22 protein-coding genes are annotated in these 17,581 nt (G+C 50.7%); 10 read left to right on the top strand and 12 right to left on the bottom strand.

Annotated features, from left to right (window positions below):
- Nucleotides 1-276: 276 nt before the first annotated feature.
- Nucleotides 277-483 carry a DUF3006 domain-containing protein gene (locus tag KNP92_RS12960; RefSeq protein ID WP_016508383.1) on the top strand — a complete coding sequence of 69 codons (207 nt, stop codon included), beginning with the start codon at nt 277-279 and terminating at the stop codon, nt 481-483.
- 40 nt (nt 484-523) lie between these two features.
- Here the strand turns inward: KNP92_RS12960 and KNP92_RS12955 are convergent, their stop codons facing one another.
- Nucleotides 524-1,075: a TlpA family protein disulfide reductase gene (locus KNP92_RS12955; protein WP_214841176.1), complete on the bottom strand. Its 552-nt coding sequence runs from the start codon at nt 1,073-1,075 to the stop codon at nt 524-526.
- Nucleotides 1,076-1,149: 74 nt separating this feature from the next.
- On the opposite strand from KNP92_RS12955, the gene KNP92_RS12950 reads away from it, so the two are divergent.
- A complete protein-coding gene (locus KNP92_RS12950) occupies nt 1,150-2,007 on the top strand; it encodes an aldose 1-epimerase family protein (protein WP_214841174.1) in 858 nt (285 codons plus the stop codon).
- A 34-nt stretch (nt 2,008-2,041) separates the two neighbouring features.
- Here KNP92_RS12950 and KNP92_RS12945 read toward each other — a convergent pair whose 3' ends face one another.
- From KNP92_RS12945 to KNP92_RS12935, 3 genes are all read right to left on the bottom strand, one after another.
- Complete coding sequence (locus KNP92_RS12945; protein WP_214841172.1) at nt 2,042-2,260, bottom strand: PspC domain-containing protein; 219 nt, start codon at nt 2,258-2,260, stop codon at nt 2,042-2,044.
- Nucleotides 2,261-2,277: 17 nt separating this feature from the next.
- A complete protein-coding gene (locus KNP92_RS12940) occupies nt 2,278-2,982 on the bottom strand; it encodes an SDR family oxidoreductase (protein ID WP_214841170.1) in 705 nt (234 codons plus the stop codon).
- 79 nt (nt 2,983-3,061) lie between these two features.
- On the bottom strand, nt 3,062-4,303 hold the full coding sequence (locus KNP92_RS12935; RefSeq protein ID WP_214841168.1) for an LCP family protein: 1,242 nt from the start codon (nt 4,301-4,303) through the stop codon (nt 3,062-3,064).
- 193 nt (nt 4,304-4,496) lie between these two features.
- On the opposite strand from KNP92_RS12935, the gene KNP92_RS12930 reads away from it, so the two are divergent.
- A complete protein-coding gene (locus tag KNP92_RS12930; RefSeq protein WP_214841166.1) occupies nt 4,497-5,411 on the top strand; it encodes a hypothetical protein in 915 nt (304 codons plus the stop codon).
- A 197-nt stretch (nt 5,412-5,608) separates the two neighbouring features.
- On the opposite strand, the gene KNP92_RS12925 is transcribed toward KNP92_RS12930, so the two are convergent.
- Complete coding sequence (locus KNP92_RS12925) at nt 5,609-5,806, bottom strand: hypothetical protein (RefSeq protein ID WP_214841164.1); 198 nt, start codon at nt 5,804-5,806, stop codon at nt 5,609-5,611.
- A gap of 342 nt (nt 5,807-6,148) precedes the next feature.
- Here KNP92_RS12925 and KNP92_RS12920 point away from each other — a divergent pair, with 342 nt between their 5' ends.
- Nucleotides 6,149-7,003, top strand: coding sequence for a hypothetical protein (locus KNP92_RS12920; protein WP_214841162.1), 855 nt, complete (start codon nt 6,149-6,151; stop codon nt 7,001-7,003).
- 56 nt (nt 7,004-7,059) lie between these two features.
- Here the strand turns inward: KNP92_RS12920 and KNP92_RS12915 are convergent, their stop codons facing one another.
- Entirely contained in the window at nt 7,060-7,431 is a 372-nt protein-coding gene (locus KNP92_RS12915; RefSeq protein ID WP_214841160.1) for a hypothetical protein, read from the bottom strand.
- A 97-nt stretch (nt 7,432-7,528) separates the two neighbouring features.
- On the opposite strand from KNP92_RS12915, the gene KNP92_RS12910 reads away from it, so the two are divergent.
- Nucleotides 7,529-7,948, top strand: coding sequence for a VOC family protein (locus tag KNP92_RS12910; protein ID WP_214841433.1), 420 nt, complete (start codon nt 7,529-7,531; stop codon nt 7,946-7,948).
- A gap of 8 nt (nt 7,949-7,956) precedes the next feature.
- On the opposite strand, the gene KNP92_RS12905 is transcribed toward KNP92_RS12910, so the two are convergent.
- Nucleotides 7,957-9,006: an NAD(P)/FAD-dependent oxidoreductase gene (locus tag KNP92_RS12905; protein WP_214841158.1), complete on the bottom strand. Its 1,050-nt coding sequence runs from the start codon at nt 9,004-9,006 to the stop codon at nt 7,957-7,959.
- Nucleotides 9,007-9,195: 189 nt separating this feature from the next.
- Between KNP92_RS12905 and KNP92_RS12900 the strand changes: the two genes are divergently transcribed.
- Entirely contained in the window at nt 9,196-10,032 is an 837-nt protein-coding gene (locus KNP92_RS12900) for an ABC transporter ATP-binding protein (protein ID WP_214841156.1), read from the top strand.
- Nucleotides 10,033-10,174: 142 nt separating this feature from the next.
- Nucleotides 10,175-10,729: a methyltransferase family protein gene (locus KNP92_RS12895; protein ID WP_214841154.1), complete on the top strand. Its 555-nt coding sequence runs from the start codon at nt 10,175-10,177 to the stop codon at nt 10,727-10,729.
- Between the two features lie 39 nt (nt 10,730-10,768).
- On the opposite strand, the gene KNP92_RS12890 is transcribed toward KNP92_RS12895, so the two are convergent.
- Both KNP92_RS12890 and KNP92_RS12885 read right to left on the bottom strand, forming a co-directional pair.
- Nucleotides 10,769-11,578: a DUF368 domain-containing protein gene (locus KNP92_RS12890; RefSeq protein WP_214841152.1), complete on the bottom strand. Its 810-nt coding sequence runs from the start codon at nt 11,576-11,578 to the stop codon at nt 10,769-10,771.
- 108 nt (nt 11,579-11,686) lie between these two features.
- Entirely contained in the window at nt 11,687-12,241 is a 555-nt protein-coding gene (locus KNP92_RS12885) for a GNAT family N-acetyltransferase (RefSeq protein ID WP_214841150.1), read from the bottom strand.
- Between the two features lie 98 nt (nt 12,242-12,339).
- On the opposite strand from KNP92_RS12885, the gene KNP92_RS12880 reads away from it, so the two are divergent.
- Complete coding sequence (locus KNP92_RS12880) at nt 12,340-13,089, top strand: sugar nucleotide-binding protein (RefSeq protein WP_214841148.1); 750 nt, start codon at nt 12,340-12,342, stop codon at nt 13,087-13,089.
- 25 nt (nt 13,090-13,114) lie between these two features.
- Here the strand turns inward: KNP92_RS12880 and KNP92_RS12875 are convergent, their stop codons facing one another.
- Entirely contained in the window at nt 13,115-14,356 is a 1,242-nt protein-coding gene (locus KNP92_RS12875) for a cytochrome P450 (RefSeq protein WP_214841146.1), read from the bottom strand.
- Nucleotides 14,357-14,440: 84 nt separating this feature from the next.
- Between KNP92_RS12875 and KNP92_RS12870 the strand changes: the two genes are divergently transcribed.
- The gene (locus KNP92_RS12870; RefSeq protein ID WP_214841144.1) at nt 14,441-14,800 is read left to right on the top strand and encodes a potassium channel family protein; all 360 of its coding nucleotides are present in this window, start codon (nt 14,441-14,443) and stop codon (nt 14,798-14,800) included.
- A 17-nt stretch (nt 14,801-14,817) separates the two neighbouring features.
- On the opposite strand, the gene KNP92_RS12865 is transcribed toward KNP92_RS12870, so the two are convergent.
- Both KNP92_RS12865 and yidD read right to left on the bottom strand, forming a co-directional pair.
- Nucleotides 14,818-16,176: an alanine/glycine:cation symporter family protein gene (locus KNP92_RS12865; protein WP_214841142.1), complete on the bottom strand. Its 1,359-nt coding sequence runs from the start codon at nt 16,174-16,176 to the stop codon at nt 14,818-14,820.
- Nucleotides 16,177-16,306: 130 nt separating this feature from the next.
- Nucleotides 16,307-16,576, bottom strand: coding sequence for a membrane protein insertion efficiency factor YidD (gene yidD / locus KNP92_RS12860; protein WP_214841431.1), 270 nt, complete (start codon nt 16,574-16,576; stop codon nt 16,307-16,309).
- Nucleotides 16,577-16,782: 206 nt separating this feature from the next.
- Here yidD and KNP92_RS12855 point away from each other — a divergent pair, with 206 nt between their 5' ends.
- Nucleotides 16,783-17,565 (top strand): pyrroline-5-carboxylate reductase family protein, encoded by a 783-nt coding sequence (locus KNP92_RS12855; RefSeq protein WP_214841140.1) that lies wholly within the window; start codon nt 16,783-16,785, stop codon nt 17,563-17,565.
- The last annotated feature ends 16 nt before the right edge of the window (nt 17,566-17,581 follow it).

Here is a 17,581-nt window from a genome sequence, read left to right as displayed (position 1 = left end):
GCCCGTGAGCGCAAGCAACCCTATCATGGCTGTTGAAAACATTGACCATACCCCCATTGTTCACAAATTCGTCATAATCACCCCGTGGTTTTATTATAGAAGAAACTTTTCTAAAAAGAAAGCGTTTTCTTCAAACTTTCTTCACAATTCTTTTGTTTCTTTTCTTCTTATCTGATTGTGCATGCTAAGTCAAATATGTGTAGGTTTTGTGGAATTTGGGAATACACTCTATAAGAATAAAAGAGACAGAAAGCTGTTCGTTGAGGAGGAAGAGGCATGATCAAGTATGGCACGTTGGTGCGAGTTGAAGGGAAATACGCCGTGTTGCGTTGGAATAACGGCTCGAGCTTTATCCCTAGACGATTCTTGCCATCAGAAGCACGAGTTGGCGATACGATCATTCGAGATAATCATCACTATTATCTCGAGGAAGACATGACACCGAATTTTGACGCATTGATCAAACAACATTATAAAAAGTAAACAAAAGCAGACCGGTCCGTCCCAGTCTGCTTTTGTCTGTTCAATTTGTCTGTCCATGCAGCCAATCGAAGTCGACGGGACCGACTTGTTTGGCGGTGACCGTGCCGTCCGGGGCAATCACGTACGTCGTCGGGAGGGCGACGACACGGTACGTCCGCTCGACCGCGCCCGCCTCATCCAACAAAACCGGGAAACTGAGCGGTACTTCTTTTAAAAACGCTTCGACGTCCGATTGACCGCGTCGTTCGTTTTTTGTGACGTTAATCCCGAGGACCGGGATGCCGGTCTCCTCACTGAACGAAATCAATTCCGGCAACTCCTCTCGGCATGGCGGACACCACGTCGCCCAAAAATTTAATACAATCTGTTCACCAGCGAAGTCAGCGAGCGAGACAGTCTTCCCGTCAATCGTACTTAATTCAAAATCCGGTGCGCGTTGCCCGACCTCGAGCCCGCCAAGAACCGATGAGTCGCCGTTGATGCTCATCGGCTCAGGTTGTTGGCTCGCCTGATATTCCCCATATCCTTTATACGCGAGGCCGCCGATCAGCGCCAACATAATCAAACCTATGAATAATTTATGGATTTTCATGATTTACCCCTTGTCGTCGATGCGATACATTTTCTACACTTAACTTATCATATTCGTACGAAGGAGCCTAACACATGATATCTCTTCAAAATGAAAACGTGCGCGTCACGCTAAAAGCCCACGGCGCCGAGATGACGAGTTGGCAAGTCGGTGAGACCGAACTCCTCTGGCAAGGGGACCCGACCTATTGGGGACGCCAAGCGCCCATCCTCTTCCCGTTTGTCGGCCGCTTGCTTGACGACCGCTATTGTTACGACGCATCCATTTATACGATGAGTCAACATGGGTTCGCACGTGATGAACACTTTGATTTAATCGATTCATCCGATACGTACGCCCTGTTTGAACTACAAGACTCTGCCGAGACACGTAGCCATTATCCGTTCGCGTTCAAGCTCCAAGTCGAGTACCGTTTAATCGGACAAGAGCTGTCCGTCACGTACCGTGTCCACAACGTTGGCGACGACGTCCTTCCGTTTAGTATCGGCGGTCATCCCGCGTTCAATGTTCCGTTTGCGGGCGGTGTGTTTGAAGATTACACGATCGACTTCGGAACGTCGCGCACACTCGACCGTCTTCTCCTCGAAGGTCCTTATTTAAGCGGCGCGTATGAACCGCTCGGCGACCGGCGCTATATCCCACTTACCCACCCATTGTTCGACCAGGACGCGTTGATTTTTGAGAACGTGGACTATGCCGCACTTCGTCACGATCCTTCAGGCAAAGCGATTGTCATGGAATGTCCGGCGTTCACTCATTTCGGCATTTGGTCACCACCGCAGTCTGAGGCACCGTTCGTCTGCCTCGAGCCATGGTTCGGGCACGCCGATTATACTGGCCATCAAAAAGATATCCGCCAGAAAGAGGACATGCAACTCCTCCCGCCGCGCGAAATGTTCGAAGCCACCTATACGCTTTATCTCGAGACATGAAAACAGGCTGACCCCCTAAAGGTCAGCCTGTTATTTAATAACGACTTTCTTGTTCCGCCTCATATTCTGACGGCGGTTTTTTCATGACGATCGCCAAGACGATATAGATGAGAATACCCGGTCCGCCGAACAGTGCGAGTGCGACGAAGATGATTCGCATGAGCGTCACGTCGACCCCGAGATATCTCCCTAAGCCGGAACAAACACCGGCAATCATTTGATCAGACGGGTCTTTGTACAGTTTACGTTCCATCAAATGTATTCCTCCCTTTATCGTTGTGGTCGACGGAGCGTCGTCCGACCGGCCGTCGCCGCCTCACCGCGACTATCAAAATCGAGCGCTTCATTGATTGGTGTGCTACCGGACATGATTTCAATCCGGCGACCGTATAAACCGCGATTGTCGAGCGAGGCGGCGATCACGGTCGCAACATCCGTTTCGGAGATGGTTGCACCGTTCGGGTCGTTCAAATCTTCCGATGCTTCAATCGAGCCTTTCCCGACCCCATCGACAATGGTCACTGGGCAAATGATCGTATAGTTTAAACCGCTATGTTCGATATACTCATCGGCTGCGTTATTGGCTGACAAAAAGTTAAACAGTTCTTTCGGTGCGGCGTCCGGTTGATCGGCACCGTATGCGCTGAGCAGGACGACGTGGCGAACCCGTTCCTTTTTCGCTGCATCGATCGCTTTCATGGCGACGCTTCTGTCGAGCAGTTCGATCTCTTTACTCGATCCGTCGGCACCGGCCGTCGCGGCGATGATGACCGCGTCTTGACCAGACGTTGCTTCGTGAATCTTTTTATCGAGCTCTTTCTCGACGTCGACCGTCAGCACGCGCGCACCCATCTTCTCGTACTCTGCTTGCAGTTCAGGATAACGAATTAAAGCGGTCACTTGGTGAGTTTTCGCTAGACTTTTCAAGACGCGTCTTCCGATCTTGCCGGTTGCTCCAATGACTAAAACTTTCATTCAAATTTCCCTCCTCAAAAGAGTAGTTCATTTGATTAAAATTCCTCTTTCGTCATGGAATCAAACCCGTTTCACGAAATTATCTGACGGTGCCCCATAGCGTCAAATCCAACGCGTCTCGAATCGCTTGGACACTCTCCTCGTTTGGCTGATAATAATAGACGTTATTGATGTAGGCGTCCTGTCCTTCGACTTGCATCTTATTGACGTCTGGTCGGAGGAGCATCGTCAAGCCGACGGATGCCATCTGAAGCGGGTTCATTTCGAGTCCCATCTCGTCTTTCATGAAGCGGTACGTCGCAGGAATCTTCGTCCAGCCTGACGGACTCGCTAACTTGTCGGCTACGGCGCCCATCACTTCGGTTTGACGGCTCGATCTCGCCCCGTCCGTATCCGATTTCCGGTGGCGTGCATAGGCGAGGGCCATGTCCCCGTCCATCGAGTAAGAGACCCCTTCCGTATACTCATACGTCTGATTGAACCCTTTCTCGCTGAACGAGTGTGTCGCCGTCACATTGACGCCGCCGACCGTATCAATCAACTCCATGAACGTTTCGAACGTGATGACGATTTGACCGTCAACAGAAGCATCGGTCAACCCTTCGACCGCTCCCACCGTACATGTCGCGCCCCCATAAGCGAACGCATGGGTAATTTTATCACCTTCGCGGTCCGGTTCACACGGGATGGCCGTATACGTGTCACGCGGAATGGAGACGTTTTGCACCGCCCGTGAGCGCGGAACAAATTCAATCAGTTGCAGCGAGTCCGTCCGTGAACCGGAAAGTGATTCTCCGACACGGGCGTCGCTTCCCATGACGAGGAACGTAAACGGGTTCGTCGCAAGATATCCGACAATCACCGTCACAAGCAACAAGAAAAGGAACATCTTCCCTTTCCAGCCGCGGCGCTTGCGCTTTTCTTTCGGCGGCTGTTCCCGTGGCTGCGAGCTGTCCCGCGTTGGTTCACGCCGTTTCGCTTCGGCCGGACGTGCTTGTTGCTCACGCGTTTCCCGTTTCCGTTTCGAACCTTTGCCGATCGGTAAACCCCATTTCGGTTTCGGTGCCCGGACCGACGGTTTACGATCGCGCGCTTTTGAATTCTGGTTAGATGTACGCTGCGCTTCCGTTTGGTTCAAGAACGGATGCTCTGACGCCTCTGTTCGCTGTTCCCGATCAATTGGAGACGCTTCGTGGTCGTTCATTTCCGTATGATTGTCCTGTTCTTCAACTTCTTTATGTTGTCGCTCGGCATCAGCCCGTTCGCGTTCAAGCTCTCGCTTTCGTCGTTCGACGCGTGACAAATGTTGATCATCATTCATAGTCTTTACCTCTACCTTTAGATTTTCTTCTATTATTGCGGAGAAATTCACTCCTGACAACGGATGGCGGAAAAATACGCCTTAAGCATGAGTTGAAAGGATTGTTTCAAATCAAAACCGGGAAAGGAATATTAATTGGTGTCTGCCCTTTGAGGTAGACGGTTCGACGTCCTCTTGAAAGGAGGGAGAGCAAATGCGCATCGGAAAGCTTCGTATGTTGTTAGAACAGTACGGAGAGGCAACACTTCGCGACATTATCGTCGAGATGTATCGCCATACTCCGAAGCACGTGATTGAAGAGAAAGACATTGACTTTATGCTCAGTCAATTCACTCGCTATAAAGAGCAAAAGTCGTCAGATGAGCGCCATTCGCTCTCACAAACCATCATTCTCGCCGAGCGTTTTATCGAACTTGCTTACGACCATTTATATGTGTTGCCGAATCAAGTGATGACCGAACGTGATCAAAAAAACTGGTATATTCACGCCAAAAAAATCATCCGAGATTTAGCCTATTACGCCGAGGAAGACGCGCAAGCCCGTACCATGTATGAGGAAATGTTCTTCCTCCTCTCGTCTTCCGCTGGCGAAGAACCCCTGTTTACGACGAGCGACCCATTTCGTCTGTTAAAACTTTCCCAAACCGACATGCTTACCCAACTCGTTCACTACTATCGGCTCGATGCACCGAATTCCGAAGTATGGATCGATCGGTCGCTCTATACCGCCCTTCATGTCGCAAAAGACGTCGATTCGTCTCGCGTCGATTTACTTTCGACCCTGCTCGCCCATTCGTTTACCGCTTCAGAATGGTCCACGTTCCACCAACGCGTCGTCACCCTTTGCGAACGCGTGTTAGCGAAGTCGGCTGACGATGAACAAGCGCTCGCAGACTATCAAGCCTTAAAAATGCTTGAGCTCGAATTGCTCGTCGAGCGCGGCCAGTTTTCTGAAGCAGAACAAAAATTATTTACCGAATATATCCCCTTTTTTTCACATCGCTCGGAACCGTTCAAGGTGTATATCAACTTGCTTGAAAGCCGAGGTCATCTCGATGAGACGAAACGGCTGCGGCGACTAGCCAAAGAAAAACGAATCCCGTTTTAGGGGTTCGTTTTTCGTATAGCAAAAAGGGACCCATCGACGGAAATCGACAGGTCCGAATAACATGATATGAACGAGGGGTGTTCATCTGAAAAGGAGGATTGAAGTTGGTGCAGAACCTCTTTCCTACATCTTTAGTATAAAAGAAAAACTGGAAACGCTTACGCATCACTTATTGCATTTTTGTGAACGTTTTCACGTTATTCGATTGCATTTATTATCCCGAGTCCGATGACAGACAATAACACGATCAAGATGAAAATAAACACCATCTCGTTCGGCGAGCGAAATCCCTCATATAGTTCCACGTCGTTCTCGACGATGACGTTTTCGTGAACAACAACCGGTTCCGTTTCTGCATATGACACGAGCGGTGCAAACACAAAGCTCAATGCCATGAAACAAGTTAGTACGTATCTCATTGCACACCTCTTTATCGATTCATGTGAATAGTATAGCACGCAGAACTTTCCTTCGATTGAATTCAACGACAAATCTCACATCTCCTCAAACAATCTAATCGTTTGTGTCTATAATTTTTGAAACAGGAAGTCAATTCTCCCTTCATTTGGCGCTTTCGACCTAGCTCTTGCTAGTTTAAAAGACTTAGGCCCGTGTGGATCCACCCTCATTAATTCATTATTTTTACATTATCACTTTTATTTGGTAGCGCTTACAATTTAACTGTACTTACCTTGAATCAGAAAGTAGGAACCCGCTTGAATTCTGAAATCAGTTACGTGGAATGGTCAAACTTATCAGCAAGAGCTCGATTTGGCGTGAAGGCGATGTACGCAAACGGTCATGGTCCGGACTTTTTTTGCTCCTCACCTCAGCACCACGTTTATGTGGCGTTAGAGGGTCAGACGCCGATTGCTGCCTTAGCGACCGAGCGACTCGATGAAGGGACGGACCGGGTAATTCGGCTTCGACATGAAGCGTATCGAAATCGGCACGTCTTTCACGGGTTGATGAATCGGCTCCTCCATAAATTAAGTAGAGAAAGCGTACAGGAGACGATGGTGCTGTTGCAAGTCGTCCACGACGAGGACCAAGACAAGCTAAATCTGTTTACCTCGCTCGGCTTCGATCCTTATCACACGTCATTCAACTATGTCCTTCCGCTCGTCCCATACGAAAAAGCCACGTTCGACCATTGGAAACTCTCCGTCGTGGACCCGAGCAACTATGCGACATGGCTACATCATCGAAACGAGCATGCGCTCGTGTTGCCCGACGTCTTCCCGTTGACGGAAGAACGGTTGCGACGCTTCCTCGCACGCAATCATTGTTGTTACACCTTGCACCGGAAAGGGAAAGCCGTCGGTATTTTTCGCGCCCATTACCATCAAGACTGTGTCATGATTCATGAAATACATCTCTTCGAACAAGAAGAAGTCACACAAGAAGCCATCCCTTTCCTTCAACGGACGTTTTGCCATCAATTGAAACCGTCAAGGCGACTCCGCCTAACCGTCACGTCGCTTCAACCCGATTTACAATATGCCATCATCAAACAAGAAGCTGTAGCGAAGCAGTCGGCCTTTTATACGATGACGAATATCTTGCCCGCGCGTGCAGCCCGTTTCAACTAAAAAAACGCCTATCTCCCATTCTTTTCAGTCAAAAAGAAAGGGGTACAGGCGCTTTTTCATTCAGCGGCAGTTGTCGATTCGATGGCCAACGGCGGCATCTCCTCAAATAAAGCAGTCCTCAGGCCGACATCACGTGGGTCGAGCGACTCGATTCGGTCGAATTGAATCTCGCGTTCGATGACACTGAACCAATACGTAATGTGCGGTTCATCTGTGAAACGGATAGCGTAGTTCGATCCGTTCAAATGAAAATCCACTTCCGTCGAAAGGATTTCGGCCGGCCCTATTTTTTTATGAGTCGTCAACCGTTCGAGCACGACTTGTTCTTCATTAATGCGGTAATCGACAAATGTCGCAAGTGAGAGCCCAAACATAAATGACACCAGCGCGAACGCGCTGATCAATCCAAGAGTGATCTTTCCGTTCATTTCGCCGTCCCTCCCTCTCTTAGTATATCGGATTATTGGAAAACGTTGTGAAGTGACAATTTGTTCAACTTTCGGCACACTAGACAGAGAGGGAGGAATAACTATGCACATTGACCACACTGGGATTGCCGTCCGTGATTTAGACGAAGCCATCACGTTTTACACGACCGTCCTCCAAGGCGAGCTCGTTGACCGCTATACAAATACAGCCGTCGGCGTCGAGACAGAAATCGCCGTCATTCATGTCGGGGACGATGTTGTCGAATTATTGTTACCAACGAGTCCGACGAGTCCAATCGCCCGATTTATGAAAGCACGAGGCAAAGGGGTTCACCATATCGCCTATCGGGTTGAGGATTTAGAAGCCTCGATTGAATCACTGAAACGAGACGGGATTACATTTTTAGAAGAAACGTTACGTACGACAGTAAAAGGACGGCGTCTCATCTATATGGATCCGCGCCATTCAGGCGGTGTCATCGTCGAGCTATGTGACTATCCAAAACTCAAGCAGTGAGGACATCCTCACTGCTTGATGATTGTCTGTTCAATGATGGCCCGGTTTTTTGACTTCAACCGTTCGTTATGAGAAGACACCATGGCCGCTTTCGTCGCCTCAGGATCGATGAACGTCTTCGCACTGTTCACAGCGTTCGCCGCGTCTTGGAACGCCCCGGCAATCAAATGCACTTTCCCCTCATGCGTCAAAATATCCCCTGCTGCATATAATCCTGGCACTGACGACTCGCTCCGCGCATTCCCTGACACGTAAAACCCATCTTTCATTTCGACTTGAAGCTCGCTATCGCCTAGTAGCGTCGCATCTTGTTCGTAGCCGTGGTTAATCACGACTTCGTCCACTTCCACTTGCTCCGTTTCACCAGTGACGCAGTCCACAAGCTCGACTGCATCAATTTGCTGTCCGTCACGTGAGATCAAGTCCTGGATTCGAGTCGACAATCGACAGTCGACGCGGCCGCAACGTAACTTATCAACTTGTGACTCATGTCCTTTCAACGCCTCTTTTCGATACGTCAAAATGACACGTTCTGCAATCGGTTCGAGTTCATTCGCCCAGTCGATGGCGCTGTTTCCCCCACCCGAAATAAGTACCGTCTTCCCTTTGAAACGCATGAGTGATTTCACCGTGTAATGAAGATTGGATACTTCGAAGCGCTCGGCTCCGCTGATTTCAATCTTTTGTGGTTGAAGGATCCCGCTTCCGGTCGCGACGATGACCGTCTTTGAGACGTGACGCCCGTGGGTGCCGTCTAAAATGAAATAGCCGTTGTGATCTTTCGTCATCGACTCCACTTTTTCCCCTAAGACGACGGTCGGGTCAAACGTGAGCCCTTGTTCGATTAACTGTTCAATCAGTTTTGCCCCGGTCGTCGGCGTCACACCGCCGACATCCCAAATCATCTTTTCAGGATAGACATGGATTTTCCCCCCGAGGTGCGGTTGAAATTCGATTATTTTTGTCTTCATTCCGCGCAGGCCGCTATAAAACGCCGCATACAATCCTGCTGGCCCGCCGCCGATAATCGTCACATCGAATACGTCTTGTTCTTTCATCCTACTCAACCATCCTTCCACGTGTCCACTCGTCATTGATTATCATTCTCATTCACTATACCGCGTATCGTAAGGAAGTACAATCCGTTTTCTCTCAGATTGAAGATTGACATAAAGTGAAGCGCTTGCTATAGTGAGTACGACATTGAGAATCATTATCACATTTGGCACCCCGAGAGGAGAATTATCATGTCACGGATACATACAACAGACATCGAAGTCGGTTATGGCGATAAGACGATCGTCAAACAGCTCAGTTTAACGATTCCGGACCGTCAAATCACGACCATTATCGGACCGAACGGTTGCGGCAAGTCGACGCTGTTGAAAGCGATGACACGAATTCTCTCCCCTTCGAACGGGTCGGTCCATCTAGACGGCGCCGACATCGCCAAGTGTAAGACGAAAGAAATCGCTAAAAAAATGGCGATCCTACCGCAAACACCAGAAGGCGCAAGCGGCTTGACCGTCGGCGAACTAGTCGCTTACGGACGTTTCCCGTATCAATCCGGATTCGGCCGATTGACCAAACGTGACCACGAAGTCATCGATTGGGCGCTCGACGTCACCGGCACGCTTGACTATAAAGATCGTAGCGTCGACGCCTTGTCCGGCGGTCAACGTCAACGTGTCTGGATTGCGATGGCGCTCGCCCAAGAGACCGATTTGATTTTCCTAGACGAACCGACGACGTACCTCGACTTGGCTCATCAACTTGAGGTGCTCGAACTGCTCGAGACGCTGAATCGTGAGCAAGGCCGGACGATCGTCATGGTCCTGCACGATTTGAACCAAGCCGCTCGTTTCGCTGACCATATCGTGGCGATGAAAGAAGGCGAAGTGCTCGCGACGGGTTCTGCCGAGGAAGTCATCTGCCCGCTCGTCCTGCGCCAAGTGTTCCACATCGACGCCATCATCGGTCGTGACCCGCGCACCGAGAAGCCGATGTGCTTAACGTATCATTTAATAAAAGAAGAGCCCGCTGTCGAGATGGAGGCGCCACGCCCCCAATTGATTCACGCATAATCCCCTGCCTGTTCGATTTTCAGGCAGGGTCTTTTTGATTCGACCTCGAACAAGTGGAAGGGAGCACACGCCGACTTGATTCGTCCGTTTTTAGTCAAAGCGGCACGGGTATGAGTGAAAAGAGAGTGAAGGGGGAGAAACTATGGATTGGCTTGACGGGTTGTTCGTTGTCACCTCGATGGCTTGGCTCTATGAGCTATGGCGCTATCGAAACCGTGACGACTCGAAAGATGGTCGAAGCGAGCATATGAGTTTTTACATCGTCTCGTTCGTCATGGTGATTGTTTTTGCAGGTTCATTCGGTTTCTCTGTCTTAACGGACGAGCGTCAAGACGTTTCGTTGCGCGTCATTGGGCTTGTGTGTTACATCGCCGGTGTCGCCCTAAGGTACTGGGGCATCATTCATTTACGGCATCAATTCACACGTCACGTCGTCGTCCGGCCGACGGATGAAATTGTGAGCTCAGGTCCGTATCGGTTTTTACGGCATCCACTCTATACGGGACTGTTGTTCATCACGTTCGGGTTCTCGCTTACCTTCAGCTTCTTCTGGTTTGCGATGCTCGGAACGATTGCCATGGGAGCGGCCCTTTTATGGCGCATTCAAATCGAAGAGAAGATGTTGACCGCACATTTTGGTGAGGCTTATGCCGTGTGGTCAAAGTCTCGGAAGCGTCTGCTTCCGTTCATCTACTAAAAAACGCGGTCTCGCAAAAGCGAGCACCGCGTCTTTTGTTTATGCCGAGAATTTTCCAAGCAATCGTACGATGATAAAGCCAGCAAGGAACGAGACGATGCTCAATCCCCACATGACAGTCGTCTCCGGAAGGCCTGGGAAGACGACGGCGAGCGAACCAATCACCAGTCCAAGGATGACAGAGAACGTCATGCCTGGATAGTTCGCGAGTAGATGGCGAATCACTTTACTGCTGACGATAAATCCGACGGCGACACCGAGACCGACAATTCCAATGACGATCACGTTCAAGTTCGATAAGGCGCTAATGACTGTCGGATAGACACCGATCAACAATAAGACGAACGAACCGCTAATGCCGGGTAAGAGCATGGCCATACTGCCGAGCCACCCCGAGAAGAAGAGAAGGAGCGCTGTCCCCATCGTCACGTCGGTAATGATTGCCGTATCGGCAGGTTTGATGATTGCCATACTCGCGACAAGGATCGTCCCGACAATCATCGCGATGATATGAATTGGCCGCATCGTTGCCCGCGATTTAAACTCGAACAACAAGAGCGGGATAATCCCTAAAATCAGCCCGATAAAGAAAAACTGGGTCGGCGCATGATAATTTAACAATAAAAATTCAATGAGACGGCTCAGTCCTAAAATCGCACCGCCCATCCCAATTGCGAGCGGAATCAAAAAACCGATATGTTTTTTCCAATACCGGCTAAACACACCGCTAATCGCTTCAATCAATCGGTCGTAAATCCCTAAAATGACCGCAATCGTTCCGCCGCTGACGCCAGGGATTAAGTCACTCGTCCCCATTGCGATGCCGCGTAATATATTTCTCCATTCCATAAGTAAAAGGCTCCTTTATCCGCAAGTTCGTTTCAAGCATTTAGTATAGCGGACAGCGTCGACAAATGCATCGGTTTCAAGACTGAAAAAACGGACTTTCGTCCGTCTTCATAAATCGAGCACCATATAATCGAACCGTCCACCAGAGATTTTAATCTCTTTTTGTTTATAAAATCCGAGTCGCTCGTAAAGGCGCGTTGCCGCAGGATTCGTCTGGTCCACGTTCAACGTGACGACCGGGATGTTTAACGTGCGGGCGTGTGCAATGACGTGACGAATGAGCGTCGTCCCGATTCCACGTCCGCCGAACTGTGAATCGACCGCGACGGAATCGATGTAAAACACATCGCCTTCTGTCTCGACGTCGAGTTCCCCTGTTTCTCCCGCTTCTACCAACCACTGTCGAATCGGCTCGTCTAATTTAGCCGCGTCCGCTCCTGCGTAGGCAATGATGATCCCCGCGATGGTCTCTTCACTCTCCGCGACCCAAATGTTTTCGTAGCTCAGACGGTTCGCGGGCCGGCCAATCCACATCGCGAGCCGGTCGAGGACTTGTTCTTTTTCTTTCGTTCCCGTCAACGTATACGCGATGTCATGGATGGCCGCGTAGACGAGCGGGGCCACGTTCGTTGCATCGGTTTTTCTTGCTTGTCGAATGTTCATCGTATCTCCTCCACTTCCCACTTTATCATATTGATAAAAAGAGTGTGTTTGTTAACGTGCGAACTGTGGGATGATAGAAACAGAAAGGAGGAAGATATATGAAAGCAATCATTACAGGGATGAACGGGACGGTCGCTCCAGTCGTCGCCGCCACGTTAAAGCGACACGGGATTGAATCTGTCGCTTGGGACCGTTCCAAAGTCTCGACCGATAAGGAAGCGGAGATGCGAGCATTCATCGAATCGGTGCGTCCTGATTATTTCCTTCATATCGGGATGGGATCAGTTGAATGGGCTGCGTCGCTCGCCAAACTATGTGGGGAATACGAGATTCCGTTCCTATTTACGAGTACCGTTTCCGTCTTCTCGGACAAGGTGACCGGGCCCATCACACCGGACACACCGCCTGACGCTGAAGACGAATATGGCGCATATAAACGTGCGTGTGAGCAAGCCGTCGCCCGTGCCAACCCTGGCGCTCAAATCGTCCGGCTCGGATGGCAAATCGGCGACACAGCTGGTTCAAACAATATGATGGACTTTTTCGAAGCCGAAATGGAGCAAAAAGGCGCAATCGTCGCGAGCGTTCACTGGTACCCCTCGTGCTCGTTTCTAGAAGATACGGCCGATGCTCTCTTTAACATCTTGACGAAACGAGGTCCTGGCCTTTACCAACTGAACGGAAACACAAGTTATTCGTTGTATGACATCGCGTCCGCTCTCGCTGAACTTCACGATCGTCCGTGGCGTATCGAACGAGCCGATGAACCAAAACGAGATAATCGGATGGTGGACACGAACAGTCGCATCGAACCGATTACGAAACGGCTATCGCTCCACACGAAATGAACCACCCCTTCGGGTGGTTCATTTTTTATTTACGTTCAATGTTTGCCAAGATGAGCTTACTTTTCGGTAGACTCGGCAAGTCGACGAAGCTATAACTGAGGTCCTGCGAGGGAACGTCATAGCGATAGCGACGGAGGAACACATCAATCGTCTCGTTCATAATCGCAATGGTGACGTGTTCACCCGCACAACGATGTCCGAAATCGACATCTCCTCCACCTTGCGGGATGAAGGTAAACGGACTTTCTTTCCAATCTTCGAACCGTTCCGGTTTAAACTGTCCAGGTTCTTCCCAATGCGCCGGATCATGATTCGTCCCATATAAATCCAACAAGACGAGCGTCCCTTGCTCGAACGCATAGCCGTTCCATTCAAAATCTCGCTTCACTCGCGCGGCGGTCACCGGGAAGAACGGATAAAACCGTCGCACTTCTTGCACAAACGCTCGCGAATCGACCGATCCCGCTGCAAGTTTCTCACGCGCTTCTTCAAACTGATGAAGTGCGAGCACCGTGAACAAGACGTAAATGGACACGGCGACGGTCGGCCGTAATATATTGATCACTTCAACGGCCACGACGTTTGCCGGTAACAGTTCGCCCGACTCATCGCGATGCCACGAGAACTCGTATAAGGCCGTCTTCTCATTCGGCAACAAGCGCTTCGTACGCACTTCTTCGACCATCGATGTGATCCATGCCTCGGCAGACGCGCGTGCCTTGCGCCCAAGAAAATGCTTAGGTCCGAGTGCTGTCCCCGATTCGAACAACAGCCGCATCTCGTTCGTGCGCTTGTCAACTTCGGATTCGGCAAGGGGCACCCCCGCCCATTCGCAAACGGCCCGCATCAATACGCGTTGAGCCGTTTCGTAAAGAACTGTCTCCCCGCTCGCTTGATCGAGTTCTTTTTCCCATTCCCGACCGACAAGACGGATCAGGCGGTCAATATTTTCCGGAAACATGAGCGACATGAACATGCGCTTCCGATGCGTGTGGGCAGGACCGTCGAGTGTCTGTACGCCGCTTTCCCCGAATAGCGTCTTCAATAGCCGTTTCGGGGCCGCGTCTTGTCGCATGAATCGTTCAGCATCATAAAACAACGCCGCTCCTTCTTCTCCGCCGAGACAAATCGCACGCTCCCCTAACAAACGCGTCTCAAACACGTTCGACTGAAAACTCGTTCGACGGTTCGGGACAAAATGATAGCCTTCCCGTAAAAAATCGAGGCTGTGATCGAGACCTTGTTCTTTTGGTATCGGTTTCGTCATCTCCTTCACCCTTTCTTCGTTGAGCTATAGAGGATGTTCCCTCCTTTGTCACGAACAAACCTATTAGAGAAAGGGGAAAAGAGTATGCTTTCATTCATCTTGACGTTCCGTCGTATGTTTCGAGGAATCTGGCGTGGGTTAAAAGAACCTGAATTTCAAGTGTTGTTCAGCCTCGCTTTCTTCACAATCTTGTCGGGTACGTTGTTTTATTCCAGTTTCGAGAACTTGCGTTGGCTCGATTCACTCTATTTCAGCGTCATCACGCTGACGACGATCGGCTATGGTGATTTCGTTCCGACAACAGACCTCGGAAAAGCGTTCACGATTGGCTACGTGATTACGGGTACGGGCATCATGGTCGGGTTCGTCACCCAAGTATTCAATCACTTGCAACAAGCCCGACTCAAAGAAGTGAAACAGAAAAAAACGCCACCTCCAACGTGAGAGGTGGCGTTTTGGCGTCAGGACGCCTTTCGATTGCGGTTTTCGAGCGCGAGTTGTTGATTGAATCGTTTCGTCTCGGCGATGACGACCCCTGACAAGAACAAGAGACCAATCAAGTTCGGGATGGCCATCAATCCGTTGAACACGTCCGAGAGCGCCCACACCAAGTTCAAGTTCGTCGTCATCGCACCGAGACCGGCGACAAGGACGAACGCGATCCGATACGGGATAATCGACTTTTGTCCGAACAAGTAGTGAATCGAGCGTTCCCCATAATACGACCAACCGAGGACCGTCGAATAGGCGAACATGACGAGACCGATCGTAACGACGTAGCGACCGAACGGCCCGAGGAACTGTTCAAACGTAGCCGCTGTCAAATCGACACCTTCAAGTCCCGAGCCGATTTGTCCGCCCATAACGAGCGTGATTCCCGTGATGGAACAGACAACGAGCGTATCGAGAAAGACTTGTGTCATCGACACGAGCGCTTGCCGACCCGGCATATCCGTTTTCGCCGCGGCCGCAGCGATTGGAGCCGAACCGAGACCCGCTTCGTTTGAGAAGACGCCGCGCGCGACACCGTAACGAATCGCGGCCCCGATGGCTCCTCCGCCGATGGCCTCGGCACTGAACGTGCTGCTGAAGATGAGTGCGATCGCATCCGGAATAAGCGTGAAGTTCATGACCATAATAATAAGACCGCTACCTAAATAGAAGATGATCATAATCGGAACGAAATAACTGACGACACGTCCGATGGATTTCACACCACCGAGAATGACGGCACCCGTGAACACCATTACCAAAATACCAGACACGTAGAGCGGAACGTCAAACGTCGACTTGAGCGCGAGCGCGACCGAGTTCGTCTGGACGCCGTTGCCGATTCCAAAGGCGGCGATCGAGGCGAACGCGGCGAAGAGAACGGCGAGCCACCGTTGTTTTAACCCACGTTCCAAATAATACATCGGGCCTCCGGCCATTTGTCCGCGCTCATCCGTCACCCGATATTTGACGGCAAGCACGGCTTCGGCATACTTCGTCGCCATCCCAAAGAACCCGGACAGCCACATCCAAACGATGGCGCCTGGTCCACCAAGGACGACGGCCGTGGCGACCCCGACGATATTCCCCGTACCGACGGTGGCTGCAAGGGCCGTCATGAGGGCTTGAAAGTGACTGATGTCCCCCCGTGACGTCTTGTCTTGATTTTTCGAGAAGGCGAGCTTTAATGCGTAAGGCAGTTTTGTGATTTGAAGGCCACCTAAACGTACTGTCAAATAAACGCCTGTCCCCACAAGCAAAATTAACAGCGGTGGTCCCCACACAAAGTCTGAAATCGTACCGATTAGTTCACTGAACGATTGACTCATGCTGAAATCCCCTTTCCCCTTATGTAGTTGTACCTCTCTATTTTTTCAGACTACTTAGAACCTTGTCAAAAGTATTGTACTAAAACAATAGTGACAGAAAGGTTCTGTACCTAAAACAGCGAGACGCTGCTTAGGCATCTCGCTGTGAAGGCGGTTTTTCTCGTTGTAAAGGGGCTTTCCAGTCAAATTCGTCCGGCACATAGTCTAGTCCACCCGAATGGAACGGCTGACACCGTAATAAACGTCGCGCCGTCAAGTAACCGCCTTTGACCGCACCATGCTTTTCAATCGCCTCAATCCCGTAATGGGAGCACGTCGGATAGAAGCGACATGTCGGAGGTTTTAAGGGAGAGAGGACACGCTGGTACCCTTTTATGCCACGCACAAGAATTCGTTTCATGAAAATCGCCTCGCTCGAATAGATTACTGCCATCATAGCTCGTCGAACGGATTCTGTCACTTTCACTGTCCGATATGACGTGTGAAGAAGTGGTTACATTATTTCCTTTCTTTTACAATTCGAGCATAGAAGGGGATATTCAGCGGAACATTTGTTATGATAGGCACCATGTACAAGACCGAATCTAACAGAAGAGGTGACGAAACATGAAATTATTAATGATAGGAGCCGGTTCGATGAGTGAGGCACTCGTCCGAGGTTGGATTGACTCCGGTCTTTCGCCGGAGACGATCACGATGACGAATCGGAGTGACCGGGCTCGATTGGACCAACTCCACAATGAACTCGGCGTCCAAGTCGTAGAAGACGAAGACGTGAACGCATACGACATCGTCGTACTCGCCATGCAACCAGACGGTGTGCTCCCATACGTGCGCTCGAAGACATGGCATGCCCCACTTTTAATCTCAGTTGCCGCACATATCGAGCCTGCGGAACTCGAGGCCGCTTCAGGGCTCCCAGCCGTTTGCGCCATGCCGAACACGCCGGTCGCTTTCCGTGACGGGATGACAGGGCTTTGGTTCGGACCGGAGACGGACGAGGTCGTGCGCGCGACGGCGACGGCGCTATTTGAACGGGTCGGCCGAACCGCCGTGACAGACGCGAAAACGATGTCTGCCTTCATGGCCGCCGCCGGTTGCAGTCCAGCGTTCTTTTATGAAATCGTCGGGTCGATGACACCGGTGTTGACCGATGCCGGATTTGACGAGACGACGGCACGACAAATCGTCGCTCAAGCGATGAAAGGATCGGCTGAACTACTGTTGAACGAGACGCGTCCGACTGACGCGCTTATCTCAGACGTGGCTGCCCCGGGCGGGCCAACCGATCGTGGCGTCGGCGTGTTGCGTGATCGCAATTTATCTGACGTGATGTCGGCCGCGCTCCGTGAAAGTGCGAAAGAAGATGTTGAACAACATCAAGAATGACGAAAGGTCCGAAACG

Source organism: Exiguobacterium sp. s122 (assembly GCF_018618475.1).
Lineage (GTDB): Bacteria > Bacillota > Bacilli > Exiguobacteriales > Exiguobacteriaceae > Exiguobacterium > Exiguobacterium himgiriensis.
This window is presented reverse-complemented; position numbering and strand designations above follow the sequence as displayed.